Annotated in this window: 15 protein-coding genes; 3 read left to right on the top strand and 12 right to left on the bottom strand. The window is 38.5% G+C overall.

The window, feature by feature from the left end; genetic code table 11:
- Nucleotides 1-9 precede the first annotated feature (9 nt).
- The 12 genes from M1E96_RS13320 to flhD all read right to left on the bottom strand — a co-directional run bounded on the left by M1E96_RS13320 (nt 10) and on the right by flhD (nt 12,327).
- Nucleotides 10-645, bottom strand: coding sequence for a protein phosphatase CheZ (locus tag M1E96_RS13320; protein WP_272579578.1), 636 nt, complete (start codon nt 643-645; stop codon nt 10-12).
- Nucleotides 646-668: 23 nt separating this feature from the next.
- Complete coding sequence (cheY, locus tag M1E96_RS13325) at nt 669-1,061, bottom strand: chemotaxis response regulator CheY (protein ID WP_004918582.1); 393 nt, start codon at nt 1,059-1,061, stop codon at nt 669-671.
- 40 nt (nt 1,062-1,101) lie between these two features.
- Nucleotides 1,102-2,169, bottom strand: a complete 1,068-nt coding sequence (locus M1E96_RS13330; RefSeq protein WP_272579577.1) for a chemotaxis response regulator protein-glutamate methylesterase — start codon at nt 2,167-2,169, stop codon at nt 1,102-1,104.
- Between the two features lie 5 nt (nt 2,170-2,174).
- Complete coding sequence (locus M1E96_RS13335) at nt 2,175-3,011, bottom strand: CheR family methyltransferase (RefSeq protein ID WP_369427108.1); 837 nt, start codon at nt 3,009-3,011, stop codon at nt 2,175-2,177.
- A gap of 77 nt (nt 3,012-3,088) precedes the next feature.
- A complete protein-coding gene (locus tag M1E96_RS13340; protein ID WP_139158642.1) occupies nt 3,089-4,648 on the bottom strand; it encodes a methyl-accepting chemotaxis protein in 1,560 nt (519 codons plus the stop codon).
- A 108-nt stretch (nt 4,649-4,756) separates the two neighbouring features.
- Nucleotides 4,757-6,442 (bottom strand): methyl-accepting chemotaxis protein, encoded by a 1,686-nt coding sequence (locus tag M1E96_RS13345; RefSeq protein ID WP_070926142.1) that lies wholly within the window; start codon nt 6,440-6,442, stop codon nt 4,757-4,759.
- Between the two features lie 239 nt (nt 6,443-6,681).
- Nucleotides 6,682-7,179, bottom strand: coding sequence for a chemotaxis protein CheW (gene cheW / locus M1E96_RS13350; RefSeq protein WP_070926024.1), 498 nt, complete (start codon nt 7,177-7,179; stop codon nt 6,682-6,684).
- 16 nt (nt 7,180-7,195) lie between these two features.
- Nucleotides 7,196-9,241: a chemotaxis protein CheA gene (gene cheA, locus M1E96_RS13355; protein ID WP_349490451.1), complete on the bottom strand. Its 2,046-nt coding sequence runs from the start codon at nt 9,239-9,241 to the stop codon at nt 7,196-7,198.
- Between the two features lie 101 nt (nt 9,242-9,342).
- The gene (motB, locus tag M1E96_RS13360; protein ID WP_140187181.1) at nt 9,343-10,260 is read right to left on the bottom strand and encodes a flagellar motor protein MotB; all 918 of its coding nucleotides are present in this window, start codon (nt 10,258-10,260) and stop codon (nt 9,343-9,345) included.
- A gap of 7 nt (nt 10,261-10,267) precedes the next feature.
- Nucleotides 10,268-11,155, bottom strand: a complete 888-nt coding sequence (gene motA / locus M1E96_RS13365) for a flagellar motor stator protein MotA (protein ID WP_140181593.1) — start codon at nt 11,153-11,155, stop codon at nt 10,268-10,270.
- 234 nt (nt 11,156-11,389) lie between these two features.
- On the bottom strand, nt 11,390-11,980 hold the full coding sequence (gene flhC / locus M1E96_RS13370; protein ID WP_070926017.1) for a flagellar transcriptional regulator FlhC: 591 nt from the start codon (nt 11,978-11,980) through the stop codon (nt 11,390-11,392).
- Nucleotides 11,980-12,327, bottom strand: a complete 348-nt coding sequence (gene flhD, locus M1E96_RS13375; RefSeq protein WP_070926015.1) for a flagellar transcriptional regulator FlhD — start codon at nt 12,325-12,327, stop codon at nt 11,980-11,982. The genes flhC and flhD overlap by 1 nt, the downstream gene beginning before the upstream one ends.
- Before the next feature lie 1,911 nt (nt 12,328-14,238).
- On the opposite strand from flhD, the gene M1E96_RS13380 reads away from it, so the two are divergent.
- The 3 genes from M1E96_RS13380 to M1E96_RS13390 are packed head-to-tail and all read left to right on the top strand — an operon-like array spanning nt 14,239 to nt 17,809.
- Nucleotides 14,239-14,715 (top strand): spore coat U domain-containing protein, encoded by a 477-nt coding sequence (locus M1E96_RS13380; RefSeq protein WP_369427526.1) that lies wholly within the window; start codon nt 14,239-14,241, stop codon nt 14,713-14,715.
- A 33-nt stretch (nt 14,716-14,748) separates the two neighbouring features.
- Nucleotides 14,749-15,465: a molecular chaperone gene (locus tag M1E96_RS13385; RefSeq protein ID WP_272579573.1), complete on the top strand. Its 717-nt coding sequence runs from the start codon at nt 14,749-14,751 to the stop codon at nt 15,463-15,465.
- Nucleotides 15,437-17,809 (top strand): fimbria/pilus outer membrane usher protein, encoded by a 2,373-nt coding sequence (locus M1E96_RS13390; RefSeq protein ID WP_319068597.1) that lies wholly within the window; start codon nt 15,437-15,439, stop codon nt 17,807-17,809. The genes M1E96_RS13385 and M1E96_RS13390 overlap by 29 nt, the downstream gene beginning before the upstream one ends.
- The last annotated feature ends 34 nt before the right edge of the window (nt 17,810-17,843 follow it).

Genomic DNA, 17,843 nt, shown 5'->3' on the forward strand with positions numbered 1-17,843 from the left:
ATATGCTATTTAAAAGCCTAATTCATCTAATAAATCATCAACTTGAGATTGTGAAGCCATAACATTCACGCCTTCTTTATTGATTTGAGGTCCATTCAGCAAACTGTCATTTTGTTGTTTCACCCGCATTTCTGGCGGCGTATTTTCCATTAACAAAGCCAATAACTGTTTTTCAGCTTCTTCAACCACTTCCATCATTTTCTTAATCACTTGGCCAGTGAGATCCTGAAAGTCTTGAGCCATCATGATTTCTAGCAATTCCGCCTTAGTAGTATTGCTATCATCAATAACTTGACTAAGAAAAGCTTGCGTAGATTGATGTAATTCAGGTGTAATTTTCTCGCTATTGACGTTTTTCCATTGTAGCTGCAATGCCGTTGCATCCGCATGCATTTTTACCTGAAGTGGCTTCATAACATCAATACCATTTAAGGTTTTTTCTGCCGCCTGAGCCGTCATTTGCGCGATATAACGTAAGCGATCTTTACCATCAGGGATGCTTGCCACAGCCTGTTGAACACTTTTTTCAAGGCCCAGTTCACGCATACTTTCGCGTAGCGTTCTCATCAAGGTACCAATTCGAGTAATGACTTGCTTAAGGTCTTCATTACCCGAATTGTTCGCCGTTAATGTTTGTTCAGTCATCACACTCTCCTAGACAGGTGCGTTTATTGCAGCCCCATCTTTTCAAAAACTTTATTTAATTTTTCTTCTAATATCGCCGCAGTAAATGGTTTCACCACATAGCCACTTGCCCCTGCTTGCGCGGCAGCAATAATGTTTTCTTTTTTTGCTTCAGCCGTTACCATCAAAACTGGAATGTGTTTTAGCGCTTCATCACCACGAATAGTTTTTAATAATTCTAATCCATCCATATTTGGCATATTCCAATCGGCAACCACAAAATCAATGTGACCAGCACGAATTTTTTCTAATGCATCGACCCCATCTTCTGCTTCTTCTATTTTGTTAAAGCCTAATTCTTTTAATAAATTACGAACAATACGTCGCATAGTAGAAAAATCATCCACAACTAAAAAACTCAGATCTTTAGCGGCCATAACCACTCCTTCAAAAAGACAATAATAAATTCTGTAGCCGCTATGCAGATACAGTTGAAAGTCGAGCCAAAACACTTGGGGCAATTTTGGCAATATCTTGCACTTCATCTACCGCATTCAATTCGATCGCGGCTCGTGGCATACCAAATACCACACAGCTACTTTCGTTTTGTGCATAAGTCACCGCACCCTGTTGGCGCAGATTAAGCATGCCTTTTGCGCCATCCATTCCCATACCCGTCAATAAAATACCTACACATTTGCGCCCTACACATTTGGCAACAGAGTCAAACAAGACATCTACTGAAGGGCGATGACGGTTTACAGGCTCTGTTTGCTGCAAGCGAATGTGGTAACCATGTCCGTTATCAATAACCAACATATGTGAATCACCGGGAGCTATATAAGCAAAACCTTTTTGTAAAGGCTCATTGTGCTCCGCTTCTTTCACTGTGAGAGCACACAGCTTATTGAGCCGCTCAGCAAAAGAACGAGTGAAGCCTGCTGGCATATGTTGGGTGATCACAATCGGTGGGCATTCGGACGGTAGCATTTCTAATAATTGACGTATCGCTTCCGTTCCTCCAGTTGAGGCACCAACAGCAATCACTCGGCTATGACAAACATAAGATGAAAGTGGCTTCGCCAACTTCGCTGGCTCATTAGCCGTTTTATCATTACGTACAAAACGACTACGACGAGTGATCTTCGACATCGCTGCGGCACGGATCTTTTCACCAATCACATCACGGTAACTCATCATTGTTTCGCGAATACCAATTTGTGGCTTAGTCACAAAATCAACCGCACCTAGCTCTAATGCTTTTAAAGTGACTTCAGATCCTTTAGAAGTAAGCGTAGAAACCATCACAACAGGTAAAGGATGTAACCGCATTAATTTTTCTAAAAAATCAATGCCATCCATACGTGGCATTTCCACATCCAATGTGATCACATCTGGTTCATGTTGCTTGATTAAATCGCGCGCGACATAAGGGTCAGGTGCTGTGTCAACAACCATCATATCGTTATGACTATTAATAATTTCACGCATGATTTGGCGCATCAGCGCTGAATCATCAACACAAAGCACTTTAATTTTTTCCATCACCATCACCCCTTCCTCGTCGGTTGTAGGCTATAGACAGTCTGTCCTTTAATTACAAAATGTTGTGATAATTGTGATAAATTTTCTGAGTGGCCAATAAACAGTAAACCATCAGGTTTAAGCAATGGAGCAAACCGCTCTAATAGTTTGATTTGCATGTCTTTATCAAAATAGATCATGACATTGCGACAAAAAATAGCATCGAAACGATGTTGAAGCTGCCAGTCACCATCCGTTAGGTTTAAAAATCTAAATTCGATCATATCTCTAAGTGATTGTTTTACACGGGCATAGCCTTCAAAATCACCCACTCCTTTCATAAAGTAGCGCTGGCGCTGAATTGCCGTTAGATTTTTTAGCTCTTCAATTCGATAAATACCTTTCTTCGCTTTATCAAGTACTTCGGTATCAATGTCGCTTGCAATGATTTTTGCATTCATCGCTTGTGCGCCAAGCACATCACTTAATGTCATCGCAATAGAGTAAGGCTCTTCACCGGTCGAAGAAGCAGCGCACCAGATGTTGATATTGCTATTTTTACGAGCACGAACAAACTCACTCAACGTCACAAAATGGTGCGGCTCCCGAAAAAATGCAGTCAAATTAGTTGTTAGTGCATTGACAAAAGCTTGCCACTCCGGATGTAAAGGTTCACGTTCAAGTAGGCGTAAATACTCAGTAAAATTATTAACCTTACAGTCACGTAACCGTTTGAGCAGCCTGTTGTACACCATGTTTTTCTTATTCATGGTAAGAACGATGCCCGACTTTTTGTGGATAAACCGACAAACCCGACCAAATTCTTCATCGGTCAATGGTTCTACTTGTGGTGAAAAAAGCATCGTACCTTGTCCTATTTGATAGAAACCCAAAAGCAGCCGATAGCCGACTGCTTAATGGCTAACTCCAGCAATAATCATTAATTAACACGAACACTTTTCGATTCCGATATGTCAAAAAAGGCGACCGTATCGACTAAATTATTGGCTTGATCTTCTAATGCAGCCGTCGCACTTGTTGACTGCTCAACTAAGGCAGCATTTTGTTGTGTGACGAGATCCATCTGACTCACCGCAGTAGCAACCTGCTCAATGCCGCGGCTTTGTTCATTCGATGCAGAAGCAATATTTCCCATTAGTTCAGTGACTTGATTAACTGCGGCCACCAATTCATTCATTGTTTGTCCTGCTTCATTCACCAACTGAGAGCCTTGATTAACACGACCAACCGATTCATCAATCAATGTTTTGATCTCTTTTGCCGCTTCCGCACTCCGTTGTGCTAAGGCACGAACTTCCCCCGCAACAACGGAGAATCCACGCCCTTGTTCACCAGCGCGTGCAGCTTCTACGGCAGCATTCAATGCCAAAATATTTGTTTGGAAGGCAATACCATCAATCACACTAATAATTGCACTGATTTTTTGCGAGCTATGGGAAATCGCGGTCATCGTGTCAATCACATCAACGGTGATGTCCCCCCCTTTTGTTGCTGTTTTAGATGCAGATATCGCTAATTCACTTGCTTGACGTGCGTTATCCGCATTTTGCTTCACGGTTGCTGTTAGCTCTTCCATACTTGCAGCAGTCTCTTCTAATGAAGCGGCTTGCTGCTCAGTACGAGATGATAAGTTGTTATTACCCAAAGCAATTTCGCGAATACCGGTATACATTTGATCCGTATTGGTCCTCAGAGTGGTCACTGAAGTGGCCAGTGACGCTTGCATTAATTTTAACTGTTCAAAAACTTCACCAATTTCATCACGAGAGGTAACACGAATATCTTGATTCAATTTCCCTTGAGCCAATCTCATAAAATGATCACTCATGCTAATGAGGGGATAAATCACTTTACGCTTCATCCAAAAGTGCGCGAAACCAGAGACAGCTAAAATGGTGAATGTCACAGCAAAAAACATAATCCAAGCAATTTTGTTATAAAAATTGGCAGAATCGAGGGAGTTTTGGCTATCTGTGGTTAAAATATCCATATACTCATCAAGTGCTTTTGCCATTTGCTCTTGGTGTTGTTGAGCAGGTAATGCCACATAGCCTGGAATATCATTGTTATCAATCAATGCTCTAAGCTGTTTTAAAATAACCACAAACGCTTGATACTTTTCTTCAATCGCAGCTAAGTTTTCTTGCTCACTTAACAATGGTTGAGCTTTAAATTGTTCATAATCGCCAGCTGATTGACGTAAAAACTCATCAAAAGCCTCTTTAGCTTGTTCAATACTGGTGGCATCTGAATTAACTTTGATGTGCACCACTATTTGAGTGAGTGTGCTACGTGCCTGCATGAGATCTTCATAGGTTTTTTCCAGTAAATCACGCTTTTTAGAACCAAGATCTATGCGCTCTAAAGAAGAAAGCTCACTCGACACGATCCCTAATGACAGGGCGCTCGATAGAATTTGCATTCCACAAAACATCACAAGGAGCAGATATAAACTGACTGAAATTCGAATACTCTTCATTTTTTATCCCCACATATGCCAGCTAGAACTTCTATGCTCTGCTGTCACTCTCGCAGTACGCACAGAAACGCTGCCAACGATAAAACGTGGCCGCGTTGGTCTGAGTTTTTAGAAAGTTTCCCAATTGTCATCATCTTGGTGATCCTTCGATGATATTTTTTTCAGATCTGGCGTTTTGACGATATTTGAAATCGTTCTTGCCGCAGGCTCCGTCATTCGTAAATCTTTTTGTTTCATCGCAGGTAAGCGAAAAATAGCAATGAGTTGCGCAAGTTTGGCTACCTGTTCTTCCAATACATTGGCGGCAACCGCTGATTGCTCAACTAATGAGGCATTTTGCTGTGTCACTTTATCCATTTCAGCAACAGCAATACTCACTTGAGAGATACCTTTGCTTTGTTCATCTGAAGCCAAAGCGATATGCGACATAATGTCTGTTACCCGAGTGACAGATTCAACAATCTTAGTCATTGTTTCACCTGCATCTTCTGCTTGGCGAGCTCCGGTATCAGTTCTTGAAACAGAATCTTCAATCAGGGTTTTTATTTCTTTGGCTGCATTCGCACTACGTTGGGCTAAGTTACGCACCTCATCAGCAACTACAGCAAAACCACGACCATGTTCCCCTGCTCTTGCTGCTTCAACGGCTGCGTTGAGTGCTAATATATTGGTTTGGAAAGCAATGCTATCGATGACCGCAGTGATATCTGAAATTTTTTGCGAACTATCTGCGATATTCAACATAGTATTCACTACGTTAGAGACCACTTTTCCGCCTTCTTTAGCAATTGCAGAGGCTTGGCTAGCAAATTCACTCGCTTGATGTGCATATTCTGTGTTCTGCTTAACTGTGGCAGTCAGCTCACTCATACTCGCCGCCGTTTCTTCTAAACACGCGACTTGCTCTTGAGTACGTGCGGAGAGATCATTATTACCCGCAGCAATTTCACTCGTACCTTGATAGATAGTTTCACTACCATCTCGCACACCGCGAACAGTATTAATCAACTCTTGCTGCATATGTTCAACACCACGAGCCAGCTCACCAATTTCGTTGGTGGACTTTGTATCAACTGTCGGGGTTAAATCACCAGCAGCAAAAACATTAATACGCTGAATTAATAGCCCTAATGGCTCAATAATACCTTTACGAACATAGCGGTAACTCAGGAAACCGATCAGTGCCAATATGATAGACAAGACAATAATTAAATATAAAGACTGGCGATAATTGGCATCTGCACGTTGCACTTCACTCTGAAAATCAGATGAGATATCAGCAAAATAAGCATTAAATTGCTCTTCAAATTGAATTTGATGTCCAGATGTACGATGTGCGTAGAATTTATCAAGCTGCCCTTTTTGCGCATATTCGCCTAGTTGAACTAGCGCATTGCGGTAGGTTTCGTAAGTTAAAAACAACTGCTCAAACTTTGCTTTATCATAGCTAGTCTCTTCCACTAGCTTGTTATAGCGTTGATAAGCTGAATCAGCAGCTTTAAAATTACGAGCTGCTGCTTTAATTAAATCATCTGCATTAGCATCATCTTGATAATCGCGACCTTCTAATAGCAAAGCGTTCACGGATCGATTTAGATTAGCGCGTGCTTGCAATAAATTAACCCAACTTTCCGTTAATAGTTGCCTCTGGCGTTGAAGTGAATTCAAATAATTAATGCTGTCGCTATTATCCCCCAGCTTATTAAACATCAATCCACTGGATATTAATTGCAACAGAATAAAGATAAAAATAACGGACAAAAGTCCTGATACGATTTTAATTCGACTGTGCATGAGGTTGTACTGACATAATGTTATTGTTATTTTGATATCGGTCTCATGGCTAAAAACTTTAGCCATGATGAGTGGAATATTTGTGCGGCGAATTCTTTTATCGCGACTCAATTAATATACAAATGAATGAAGTAGGCCATGCGGACACGGCCTACCTCACAAGTGAATGTTATTACTAATATTTACCGTTATACCTAACACAATATTAAAGCTTTAACTGCATCATTTTACGTAAGTTCTTATTCTGTCATACTATCAATGAGCGCCATTTCATCACTGGTTAATAATTTTTCAATATCAACAAGGATCAGCATCCGTTCGCCTACGGTTCCAAGACCCGTTAAATATTGTGTGGATAAAGTTACGGCAAAATCAGGCGGTGCTGCGATTTGTTCTTCATTTAAAACCAGCACATCAGAAACACCATCAACTACTATTCCCACAACTCTATCTTTTAAATTTACAACAATAACCACCGTATTATCGTTATAAGTGATATTTTGATGGGAGAATTTTACTCGTAAATCAATAATTGGAATGATCACGCCTCTTAAATTCGTCACGCCTTTAATAAAATCCGGCGTATTGGCAATCCGAGTGACTTGTTCATAGCCTCGAATTTCCTGCACTTTTAAGATCTCAATACCATACTCTTCTTCACCTAAAGTAAAAATAAGGTAACCTTCTCCATTTTTTTCTTCTTCCAGTTTATTTAAATCATCATCCAACATTGACATGGTGTTTAGCCTCTATTTAGTGCATAACGGGTTGTGCACTTTGCTGCTTTTTTTTAAGCAAAATGCTGTTGTTCATTTTTTGTAACTCTGCAACATCTAAAATAAGCGCAACAGAACCATCGCCCATGATCGTGGCAGCCGAAATACCCGGAATTTTGCGGTAATTACTTTCAATATTTTTAACAACCACTTGCTGCTGCCCAACTAATTTATCCACCAGCAATGCAAAGCGATGCCCTGCATGCTGAATAATCAGCACAATGCTGTTGGATAAATCTGACTCTGCGCCTTTGATACTAAAGACTTGATGTAATTCAACTAATGGAAGGTACTCACCACGAACTAATAACATTTTTTCTTCGCCAGCAAGACGATATATATCTTCTTGGCGTGGTTGTAATGTACTGATAATTGCACTGAGTGGAACAATAAATACATCATCCGAAACTTTTACTGACATACCATCAAGTATTGCTAAGGTCAGAGGTAACAAAATACGAATAATAGTTCCTTTACCTTCGGTAAAACCTATTTGTATACGCCCGCCCATGTCTTGAATGTTACGTTTAACCACATCCATGCCTACGCCACGGCCAGAAACATCAGTGATAACTTCAGCTGTAGAAAAACCAGGCGCCATAATCAACATCGCAATCTCTTCATTGCTCATTCCATCATGGACACTCATTCCTTGGGAACGTGCTTTGGCGAGAATGCGTTCGCGATTTAATCCTGCACCATCATCACGTACTTCAATACAGATGTTGCCACTTTGATGTGAAGCAGAGAGAGTTAATGTCCCTGTTTCAGGTTTGCCGTTTGCTATTCTCACTTCTGGTTTTTCAATACCATGATCAAGACTATTGCGAACAAGGTGGTTAAGCGGATCGACAATCCGTTCAATTAAGCTTTTATCAAGCTCCGTCGCACTTCCCTCCACTTTGAGCTCAATTTTTTTATTCAGCTTTGTGGCTATATCACGCACCATTCGAGGGAAACGGCTAAATACATAATCCATCGGCATCATGCGAATCGACATCACTGACTCTTGCAGTGCTCGTGAATTACGTTCTAATTGGACAATGGAACTTAATAAATCGCTATACTCATTATGATCCAATTGCTGACTATGTTGCGTCAACATCGATTGAATAATGACTAATTCGCCCACTAAGTTAATAAGCTGATCAACTTTTTCAACGGCAACTCGAATGCTACTTGAATCATTTTTTGTTTTTGCTGGCGCAGTCTTACGTGGAGTAGTCAATGCTTCCTTACTGGCTGTGCTTGCTATTTTATTAACTTCAAGCTCCGCAGCTTGTTCGCTTTTCACCTCATCAGAACCTACATTATTTGAAGATGGTAAATAAGCTAAGCAAGTTTGTGCATCCACCCTCTGATGGGTAATTTGTGATCCATCAACCACAAAACACAGAACCCCACAAATATCGTCAATAGTGGTATTCGTGCCAAGCCATGCAACTAGACTGTCTTCTGTTTTTTGGGTGTGATACAAAGAACCGAATAAGGCCAACTCATCCGTAAGTAAATCCACTTCATTCGCTTTTAATTGAGTCAATGTGATGATGACATAATATGAATAATCATCAGCTATCGCGGCAACTGTCTCGGCTTGCATAGACTGCGGTAATGGAAGCTCCTGACTTATCACCTCTTCTGCTGTTTGTTCAACTCGCCCAAGGACTTCGCAAATACGTTTAAAAGTCTCTTCATCGGGTAATGAGTCATTTTTATAAGCCTCTAATTGCGAAGCCATAACATCTTTGGCATCCAGAAAAACATCAATGATATCAGGCGTGAGAGTCAATTCATCATGGCGTGCTTTATCAAGTAAATTTTCCAATGTATGAGTCGTGTTTTGCAACTGTGTGAAACCAAACGTCGCAGCACCACCTTTTATTGAATGTGCACTGCGAAAAATCGCATTGAGCTGTTCGCTATCAGGATCAAAAGGGTCGAGCTCAAGCAAATGTTGTTCCATATCCCTAAGTAGCTCATCAGCTTCATCGAAAAACGTTTGATAAAACTCGGTAATATCCATGGTTTTCATCCAATTTAGCTTAGGTTTCACTTAATGCTGTATACCCATTTCGAGGCATACAATGACAATCAGTTTGTTAACATTGATAACGGCGCTGAGTTTTATTCCTCATCCGCAGTTTTCTTATCATCAACTGGCGCTACATCCACTTGTTGTAGCGATTTTTTCAATACATCATTTAAAGGAGTCGCCCCCTCGTATTCATGCAGGATTTGTGCAGTTTCCGTATCATTTAATACAATGATGCTAATACGGCGGTTAATTGGCGCTAATCCATTGTTTTTATCGAGATGAATACTTGATGCCATCCCCACCACACGCAAAATTTTGTCTTGATTTAATCCACCTGCAATTAATTCTCTTCGAGAAGCATTAGCTCTATCTGCTGATAATTCCCAATTGTTATAATTGGCACTATTGGCATAAGGCAAATCATCGGTATGACCAGAAATACTGATCCGATTAGGAACATCATTAAGCAGAGGTGCTATCGCTCGTAAAATATCGCGCATATAGGGTTCAACATGAGCCGACCCCACCATGAACATAGGACGATTTTCACTATCAACAATTTGGATACGTAAACCATCATCAATCATGTCGATTAACAAATGAGGTTTTAATTCATTGAGACGCGGATCTTTAAGAATGGCTTGTTCAAGAGATTGCTTTAATTTTTCAAAGCGATAATTTGCCGCATCCTCAATTTTATTATTTGGTTCAGGCAAAATATCGCCCTCACGAAAGACAATATCCTTCCCTCCACCAGGAATTGGGTTGGTGGCGTCACCACTTTTTTTACCTGAATTAATAGCCGTTTTTAATGGTGTACGAAAATATTCTGCTATCTGAGTTAACTCTTGTGGACTGGATATCGAAATCAACCACATAACCAAAAAGAACGCCATCATCGCCGTCATAAAATCCGCATAGGCAATTTTCCAAGAACCACCATGTCCATTTTGATGATTACTAACCCGTTTTTTAACACGAATAATATGGGCGTTATTTGCTCTCATGGATTAATTACTCCTCGTTCTGTGTTTGTGAGCGATTACCCACTTTCACTTCGCGAACTTTATCTTCTAACTCAGTAAAAGAAGGACGATCGACGCTGTACAGAACCTTACGCCCAAACTCAACCGCAATTTGTGGTGCATATCCCTGCAATGCAGAAAGAAAAGTAACTTTGATACATTCCATCATTTTTAGTTGTTCACTACTGCGTAAGCGGATCAAAGCCGCCAAAGGTAAAATGAACCCATAAGCCACTAAAATTCCGAGAAAAGTTCCCACCATCGCATGAGCAATTAATGCGCCAAGCTCACCAGCAGGCCTATCTGCGGAGCCTAATGCATTAACAACCCCTAATACGGCGGCAACAATACCAAATGCAGGCATAGAATCACCGACCATTTGTAAACCAGATGCTGGCACCTCGCTCTCTTGACGAAAGGTTTCTAGCTCTTCATCCATCAACGCTTCAATTTCATGGCTTTGTAAGTTACTGGTTACCATTAAGCGCAAATAATCAACAATAAACATAGTTGTGGTTTTATCTTTTAATACGCGAGGATATTGAGAAAAAATTTCACTTTCTTGAGGGTTTTCAATGTCTTTTTCAAGGGCCAACAAGCCCTCTTGGCGTGATTTATTTAATAACTGAAAGAGCAGTGCCATAAGATCCATGGACATTGCTTTGTTATAAGAGGAACGACGAAATAACAGTGGTAACACTTTAATTAACGCTAAAATCGATTTTCCACTGTTACCAACAACGAATGCACCTAGGCCTGCCCCTAAAATAATAACGAATTCAGCAGGTTGATAAAGTGCCCCTAGATGGCCACCTACCATTAAATAACCGCCAATAACGGTAGCTGTAACAATGATATAACCGATGAGTATTAACACAATATTCCCTTCAACTCAGTTAGATAACAGATGGCAGTCAAAGGGAATTATTGGGAATAACAGGCACATACGTTACCTGTTTATACTCGTTATATTTTAAGTTGTAGAATAACTCTAACGAATGGTTGATAGTGTCCAATTGGGCTAGCTACCGTGATTTCACTGCATTTTGCAGTCATTCCCTACTCGCTTACCTACAGCTCAAATTATTAAGAGTATACCGAATTAATCCAATCACATTACCGCTTTGGTAATGCCACCCTGTCGATATAGCGTAATATCGGCGGGATGTTCGGAAAGTTTACGTTTTTTTATTGCCCGTGATGGCGGCTGACACAAACTACAGGTAAAACTGTTTTCTGGTATATGTGCATAAGTGATAAAAGACCCATTACAACAGCTACATACAGAGCTTTGCAACATGCCACTTTCAACAAAACGAACTAGCGTCCATGCACGAGTCAAAGCTAATAGAGGTTCTTCTTCTGATGATGGCATGCACTGTTCTAAATACAAGCGATAGGCTTTTAAAATAGCATCAACGCCTTTGCAGTGACCTGTATTAATTAAAAATTGGTATGCATTATAAAACATGGAAGAGTGAATATTTTGTTCCCAAGTCATAAACCAATCTGTTGAAAATGGCAACATTCCCTTAGGCGGAGGGCACCCTCGTAATTCTTTATACAAACGGATCAACCGACCGCGGCTAATTTGAGTTTCACTTTCTAGCATTTGGAGACGCGCCCCTAAAGAAATTAGTTCCATCGCGAGACGGATATCACTAGCTTCTTTAACAATACTTTTTTCAGTAATGCTACTCATTATTTTCTCGCTATTTCATTTTCATTTGCCTTGTGCGTTTGCAACAAGTGGGTTGAAAGTAATATGCCTGTATGGATTTGTTGTAATTCATCGACTCTAGAATCACGAGTTAGCGTTTCTATCGTGTCACTGTTTTCGAATCTAAATTGGCAAATTAGCTGATTTGTTTCTGCTAATTTCACCAATTGGGGAAGAGAAAGATCTGCTAATGTAGTCGCCATAGATTCAGATATACCGAGTCGGAACATAGCAGACGCTTTTTCTTGAGAGATAAGTTTTTGGGCAAGCAGCAGATAAGAAAGATTAATATCGTATATATGCTTCAGAAAATCTGTTGTTGAGGTCATTTTTTTTCCTTTTTTAATATTAACTACATCTGTGTGCAAATAGAGCAAACATCGAGCTTAAATGTATTGCTTTAACCTAATTTTTAATAATAAGAAAAATATACTAGGCAACTGTTTGTATTCCCGCTTCATACAATCATGAAACGAATACCCAGTAAGAGGTATAAAATACACAAAAGTTAAAACTTAAATTAAATCTATTTCCTGAACACTCACAAACAATAAACCATCACTAAAAAGAAATATTTTAGTAAATGTCAGAATTTACTGATATCAATTTCAGTCGGCATTTATTATGCACCACAAAACTAACTATTCAAGATGCTTATGTTTCTTTTTATTTCTTTAGGCCATAATCCACAAATTCATAAACAATTCTTCATTATAACTATATCTTCTCCTTCCTTACGTCAAATAACCGCGATACATAAGATCAACTTAAATCAAATGATAGGATTTAATTAATATCTTTACGCCTATTTATTGAAAAAACAAATCAAACAACCAACCATAACCAACAAAACAGTACATTGATCCATATCAAAGAAAACTATTAAGAAAGTCCCCTCCAAAGTACTCATCAAATAGATAAGCTATAAAATCAGAATGAATTTTATCCATTTATTTTCAATAAGTTCAGTGATTAAAATGCAGTTCATTCAAAATTTCTCAATCAAAAACCGCAAAAAAAATGCCACATTAGATAATATGCATTATAAACACTACTTATTTTTTGATTAATTTTTCTTATGATTCATGAAGGGGAATGATTCTTGTTAAAACTAAATTTAACCGTCGACTACTATTCAAAAAAATGTAACCTATTTCTGCATAAAGAAGAAAATTCTTAGTATAGAAATAATGATATTTATAAAATATGTAAGACTCACTACTCTATTTAACATTTTATTTAATTATTTTTTTAAACGTATTTTCACTCTGAATGAGAATAAACAAGGTGGTATTTTTTTTAATGAAATGATCAACCTACATAGCTATACTTATTTATGCTATGACAATTATGACAAACTACTCTAAAGATGAAAAAATACTTTTTATTAATTTTAGCTGATGTTAAATATTATCGTTATCTCAAAGAAACAGAAAACTCCAACCAATATCCTATAGCAACCTATACAGAATAAATGTGAAATTTGATTTCATATTAGACACACCTTAGTGCTAGTATGTTATTATTACATTATGTTACTATCTATTTTTATTTTAACAATTTACTTGTTAACAATGGCCAGTGTAAGCAAAACCCTCTAGGTAACAACATTAATACCTAACCATTAACACCTTTCATTTCAAATTTTCATTTCAAAACCTAAGATATCGTAATGCCTTAATTTGCTGTATTTTTAAGCTAAAAAGTTAACTCCAAAAGTGTTACTAATGTCACAAAATTTTTTTTAGTTTCTGAAAGTTTTCCAATTAATTTGATATAGATTAGCTTACTATTTATTCACTCTAATGTTATCAAGTCGCTTTCGTCGTATTTAATTCACAATCCCTTCTAACTTGACTCACCAATAGCCGTAATCTTTTATGCTCCCAAACCAAAATAGCCCTCTTTTCCTTCTTTCTATTAAATCTAAGCTTAATATAAAATCAATCGATTGATTTTATTCAGGAGTAAGATTGCGTTTAGAACATTCCCTTGAAGCATATCCACTGACTAGCAAAAACAAAAAAATGATTTGATTATAATGATTTAACTGTATTACATAGCAAAAACAGCACTCAAAACATAAAAAATAACCATTTTAATATTGAAATTAATCATTTTATGACTAATAAATTAGAATATTACATCGATATGTAAAATAACTAAAATCAACACACTTTATGAGGTTGTCTATGCAAACAATAATTAAAAAAACACTGTTTCTAACTGGCTTAGCACTTATGTCATCAACAACCAATACCGCCAGCTTAGCAACAGCCACGTTTCAAGTCTTAATGACTATAACTAGCTCGTGCCACGTAAGTGTTGGCTCCGATATGAATTTAGGCTCAGTTAGCTCCAGTACCACAAATGTGTCATCTAGCAATACTCTGAATGTTAATTGTTCAAAAAGTACTCCCTTTAATATTGGGCTGTCACCATCAGCAGCAAACAGTGGAACTGATGCAGGAGCAGGTAATTTAGCCTCTGTAAGTAATTCCTCAACGAATACCGATAAAATCCCCTATCAACTGAAGCAGACTTCAGCAACAGGTACCAACTGGGGGAATACCGCCACATCATCAGATCCAGGTAATGGTATATCAGGTACAGGAACAGGAGCAGACCAATCTTTTACTGTATATGCCGTTGTCGCTAATGCTAATTTTACACCTGATATCTATTCAGATGTCGTCACTGTTAACGTTAACTATTAAATACAAACAGTTTGCATATATCAGGGTATCATTTTGATTAGGCGATATTCTTTATTATTATCATCTGTAAACCTGCTTGCCAGCTTATTATTTCCCCAGCTGGTCAGTGCAAGCGGTTTACAAGTTACGCCTGTAACATTAACGTTTAGTCCACAGCAAAATTCAGCAGGAATATGGCTAAGTAATAATGGACAAGAGACTATTCAGGCTCAAGTAAGAACATTTCTTTGGAGTCAGAATAATTTTAAGGACGAATTAGCACCAACAAAAGACATTATTATCAGTCCCCCCATGATAAAGCTGGCACCAAATGAGCAACAATTAGTCAGAGTCATTCGCAATAACCTAGCTTCTGGAAAGACGGAAAGATCGTACCGGCTATCAATCAATGAAATCCCAATCTCTTCCGTAAAAAATAACAAATTGCAGTTTGTTCTCCATTATTCATTACCTATTTTTGTACAACCTATAAATATGCCTCCTGCTACCGTTTTATTAGAATGGCAGCTATCTTCTAGCACCAACAACCTGATTTCACTTCAAAATAAGGGCAATACACATGCCCAAATTTCAGCTGTTAACATCCTTGATTGTAAAGGGAAGCGAACAAATATTAACCAAGGCCTATTAGGGTATGCACTAGCTAATTCCTCAATGCAGTGGAAAATAGGTTCGATAGAAATTTGTTCCGGAAAAAACAATAAATTAGAAGCTACAATTAATGGTGAACAAAAAATTTACGCCCTCTAACTCACCCTCTCACTATTTAGTAGACTTTGCCCTGCTATCTATTATTTTTTACACTTTATCCGCTCTGGCTGAACCTCGCTTATATCCAACATCGTCTGAAAATATGATCACTGACACCACACTCTTACCGGGTATAGAGCTGTATCTTGACGTGACAATCAATCAATCCCATTTTGGTATTGCTCGTTTTGGTTATAAAGATGAAAAAGTTTGGGTAAGCGCAGCAACTTTGAAACAATTACACTTTAAAGTTCCCTCGAACAATGAAAATCTCATTTGTTTAAATGATATTACCGAAATAAATTATCATTATAATTCGAACCAGCAAACGCTCTCTATTGATGCGCCACTCTCTTTGCTGGATCTTCAAGATACTACCATTAACTTAATCCCATCAGACAAAGTACAAACTAATTCATCTACTGGTGCACTCCTCAATTACGATTTATACGCAACAAAAAATATTACGACTTCACTCCGTAGCTTTTCAGAATTTCGCCTGTTTAACCAATATGGGCTTTTGAGTTCAACTCAGCAAACACAGCATAACTTAGACCATGATACGTTTAGTCAATCCCCTATACGGCTAGATACTCTTTGGCGCTCTGCTTTTTCTGATCACAATCTTGTTGTTAATGTAGGAGATACACAAACTCGATCACTCAGTTGGTCAAGATCGACTCGAATCGCAGGCATCCAGATCGGTACGGACTACTCTTTACAACCTTATATTCCGACTGCTCCCTTGGCTGCCTTTTATGGTTCAGCAACACTCCCTTCAAATGTAGAGCTCTATATTGATGGCATTAAACGTTATAGCGGTGAAGTTCCGATAGGCAACTTTACATTAAATAGTTTGCCAAATGTAAATGGTCAAGGAGACGCTCAAATTATTTTAACTGACTCTTTAGGGAGAGAATCCGTTCAAAATATTTCCTTTTATAATGACCAATCTTTACTCCGTGAGTACTTGTTTGATTGGTCAGCAGAGTTAGGTGTAGTACGAGAAAATTATGCGATAAAATCTTTTGATTACGCCAATAAACCTATTGCCAGCACAACATTACGATATGGCGTCAATAATCATCTCACCGCGAGTGCTCATGCTGAATTCATGGAAGATTTAGTGAATCTCGGTGTAGAAAGTCATTGGATCCCGCAAATAGGAGGGGGAACGGTATCATCAGCCATTGCTTTTAGCTCAAATACAGACCATTTAGGGTGGCTTTACTATGTAGGTTACCGCTGGGCAAATAATCGCTTCAACTTTACCACTTCAATAATATCCACCTCAGCTCAATATCAAGATGTTGCAGCAAGCTATTCGTCTATGCCATTTGCCTTTAACGGTAACCTAATTGTTGGGTATAATTCTGAATATCTAGGCAGCCTTAATTTATCTTACTTTGCACTTCAATCCCATCATGACGATCCCATTCGTTATGTCGGCCTTAATTGGTATAGACCTATAAATGATAATTTATATCTGAGTGCGAGTGTCAATAAGCAACTTGATGATGATAAAGAAAGTATTCTTTATTTAACCGCTACAATGCTGCTAAATAATAATCAAAGTGTCAGCATTTCAAGCCAGCAAAGCTCCGATAGTAAAAGTTATCAAATCAATACTAATCGGACGGCTCCCTCTGAAGGCGGTCTAGGATGGAATATCACGGCAAGTAAGCAGGATAATGCAAATAACAACCAAGTTGATCTCAATTATATAACGAATAAATTCAACGTCAGTGCCGGTTTTAATAATATAAACTCTAACCATTCACGTTATCTAGGAGCAAGTGGAACACTAGCGATAATGAATGACCATATTTTTGCGTCGAAGCCTATTACGAATAGTTTCGCTGTTATTTCCGCTAATGGCTTAAGCAATATCCCTATCCGATTAGAGAATAGTACTGTTGGGGTGACCAATGATGATGGCTTGCTATTAATTCCTTCTCTTAATAGCTACCAAAAGAATATCGTAGCTCTCGACTCCACTAATTTACCTGCCAATATTCAAGTTAAACAAACAAGTATTGAGGTTGTACCTGAATATCGTGCTGGCACCTTAGTTAAATTTGACGTCATCAAAACTCACCCCGCTCTGGTGACTATTACTGATCCAAATGGCGAAATCTTACCTCAAGGCAGTCAAATTCAATTAAATGGCCAAACAAATAATCCAATTACAGTAGGCTTCGATGGAATGGCCTATTTCGAAATGCTCAATGACACTAATCAACTGTTGATTACCTACCCTAAAGGGCAGTGCTATCTGAAATTAATCTATCCAAAAACTAAAGATTTGATCCCACAAATCGGCCCGTTGCGCTGTAGTCATTAATCGAATCGATTGTATATAAAAATTTTTATCCAAA

The organism is Providencia sp. PROV236, from assembly GCF_033676985.1.
GTDB classification, from domain to species: domain Bacteria; phylum Pseudomonadota; class Gammaproteobacteria; order Enterobacterales; family Enterobacteriaceae; genus Providencia; species Providencia manganoxydans.

Coding starts and splice junctions, on each gene's coding strand:
- M1E96_RS13320 (WP_272579578.1), bottom strand. CDS start 645: ATGACTGAACAAACATTAACGGCGAACAATTCGGGTAATGAAGACCTT.
- cheY (WP_004918582.1), bottom strand. CDS start 1,061: ATGGCCGCTAAAGATCTGAGTTTTTTAGTTGTGGATGATTTTTCTACT.
- M1E96_RS13330 (WP_272579577.1), bottom strand. CDS start 2,169: ATGGAAAAAATTAAAGTGCTTTGTGTTGATGATTCAGCGCTGATGCGC.
- M1E96_RS13335 (WP_369427108.1), bottom strand. CDS start 3,011: ATGCTTTTTTCACCACAAGTAGAACCATTGACCGATGAAGAATTTGGT.
- M1E96_RS13340 (WP_139158642.1), bottom strand. CDS start 4,648: ATGAAGAGTATTCGAATTTCAGTCAGTTTATATCTGCTCCTTGTGATG.
- M1E96_RS13345 (WP_070926142.1), bottom strand. CDS start 6,442: ATGCACAGTCGAATTAAAATCGTATCAGGACTTTTGTCCGTTATTTTT.
- cheW (WP_070926024.1), bottom strand. CDS start 7,179: ATGTCAATGTTGGATGATGATTTAAATAAACTGGAAGAAGAAAAAAAT.
- cheA (WP_349490451.1), bottom strand. CDS start 9,241: ATGGATATTACCGAGTTTTATCAAACGTTTTTCGATGAAGCTGATGAG.
- motB (WP_140187181.1), bottom strand. CDS start 10,260: ATGAGAGCAAATAACGCCCATATTATTCGTGTTAAAAAACGGGTTAGT.
- flhC (WP_070926017.1), bottom strand. CDS start 11,980: ATGAGTAGCATTACTGAAAAAAGTATTGTTAAAGAAGCTAGTGATATC.
- flhD (WP_070926015.1), bottom strand. CDS start 12,327: ATGACCTCAACAACAGATTTTCTGAAGCATATATACGATATTAATCTT.
- M1E96_RS13380 (WP_369427526.1), top strand. CDS start 14,239: ATGTCATCAACAACCAATACCGCCAGCTTAGCAACAGCCACGTTTCAA.
- M1E96_RS13390 (WP_319068597.1), top strand. CDS start 15,437: ATGGTGAACAAAAAATTTACGCCCTCTAACTCACCCTCTCACTATTTA.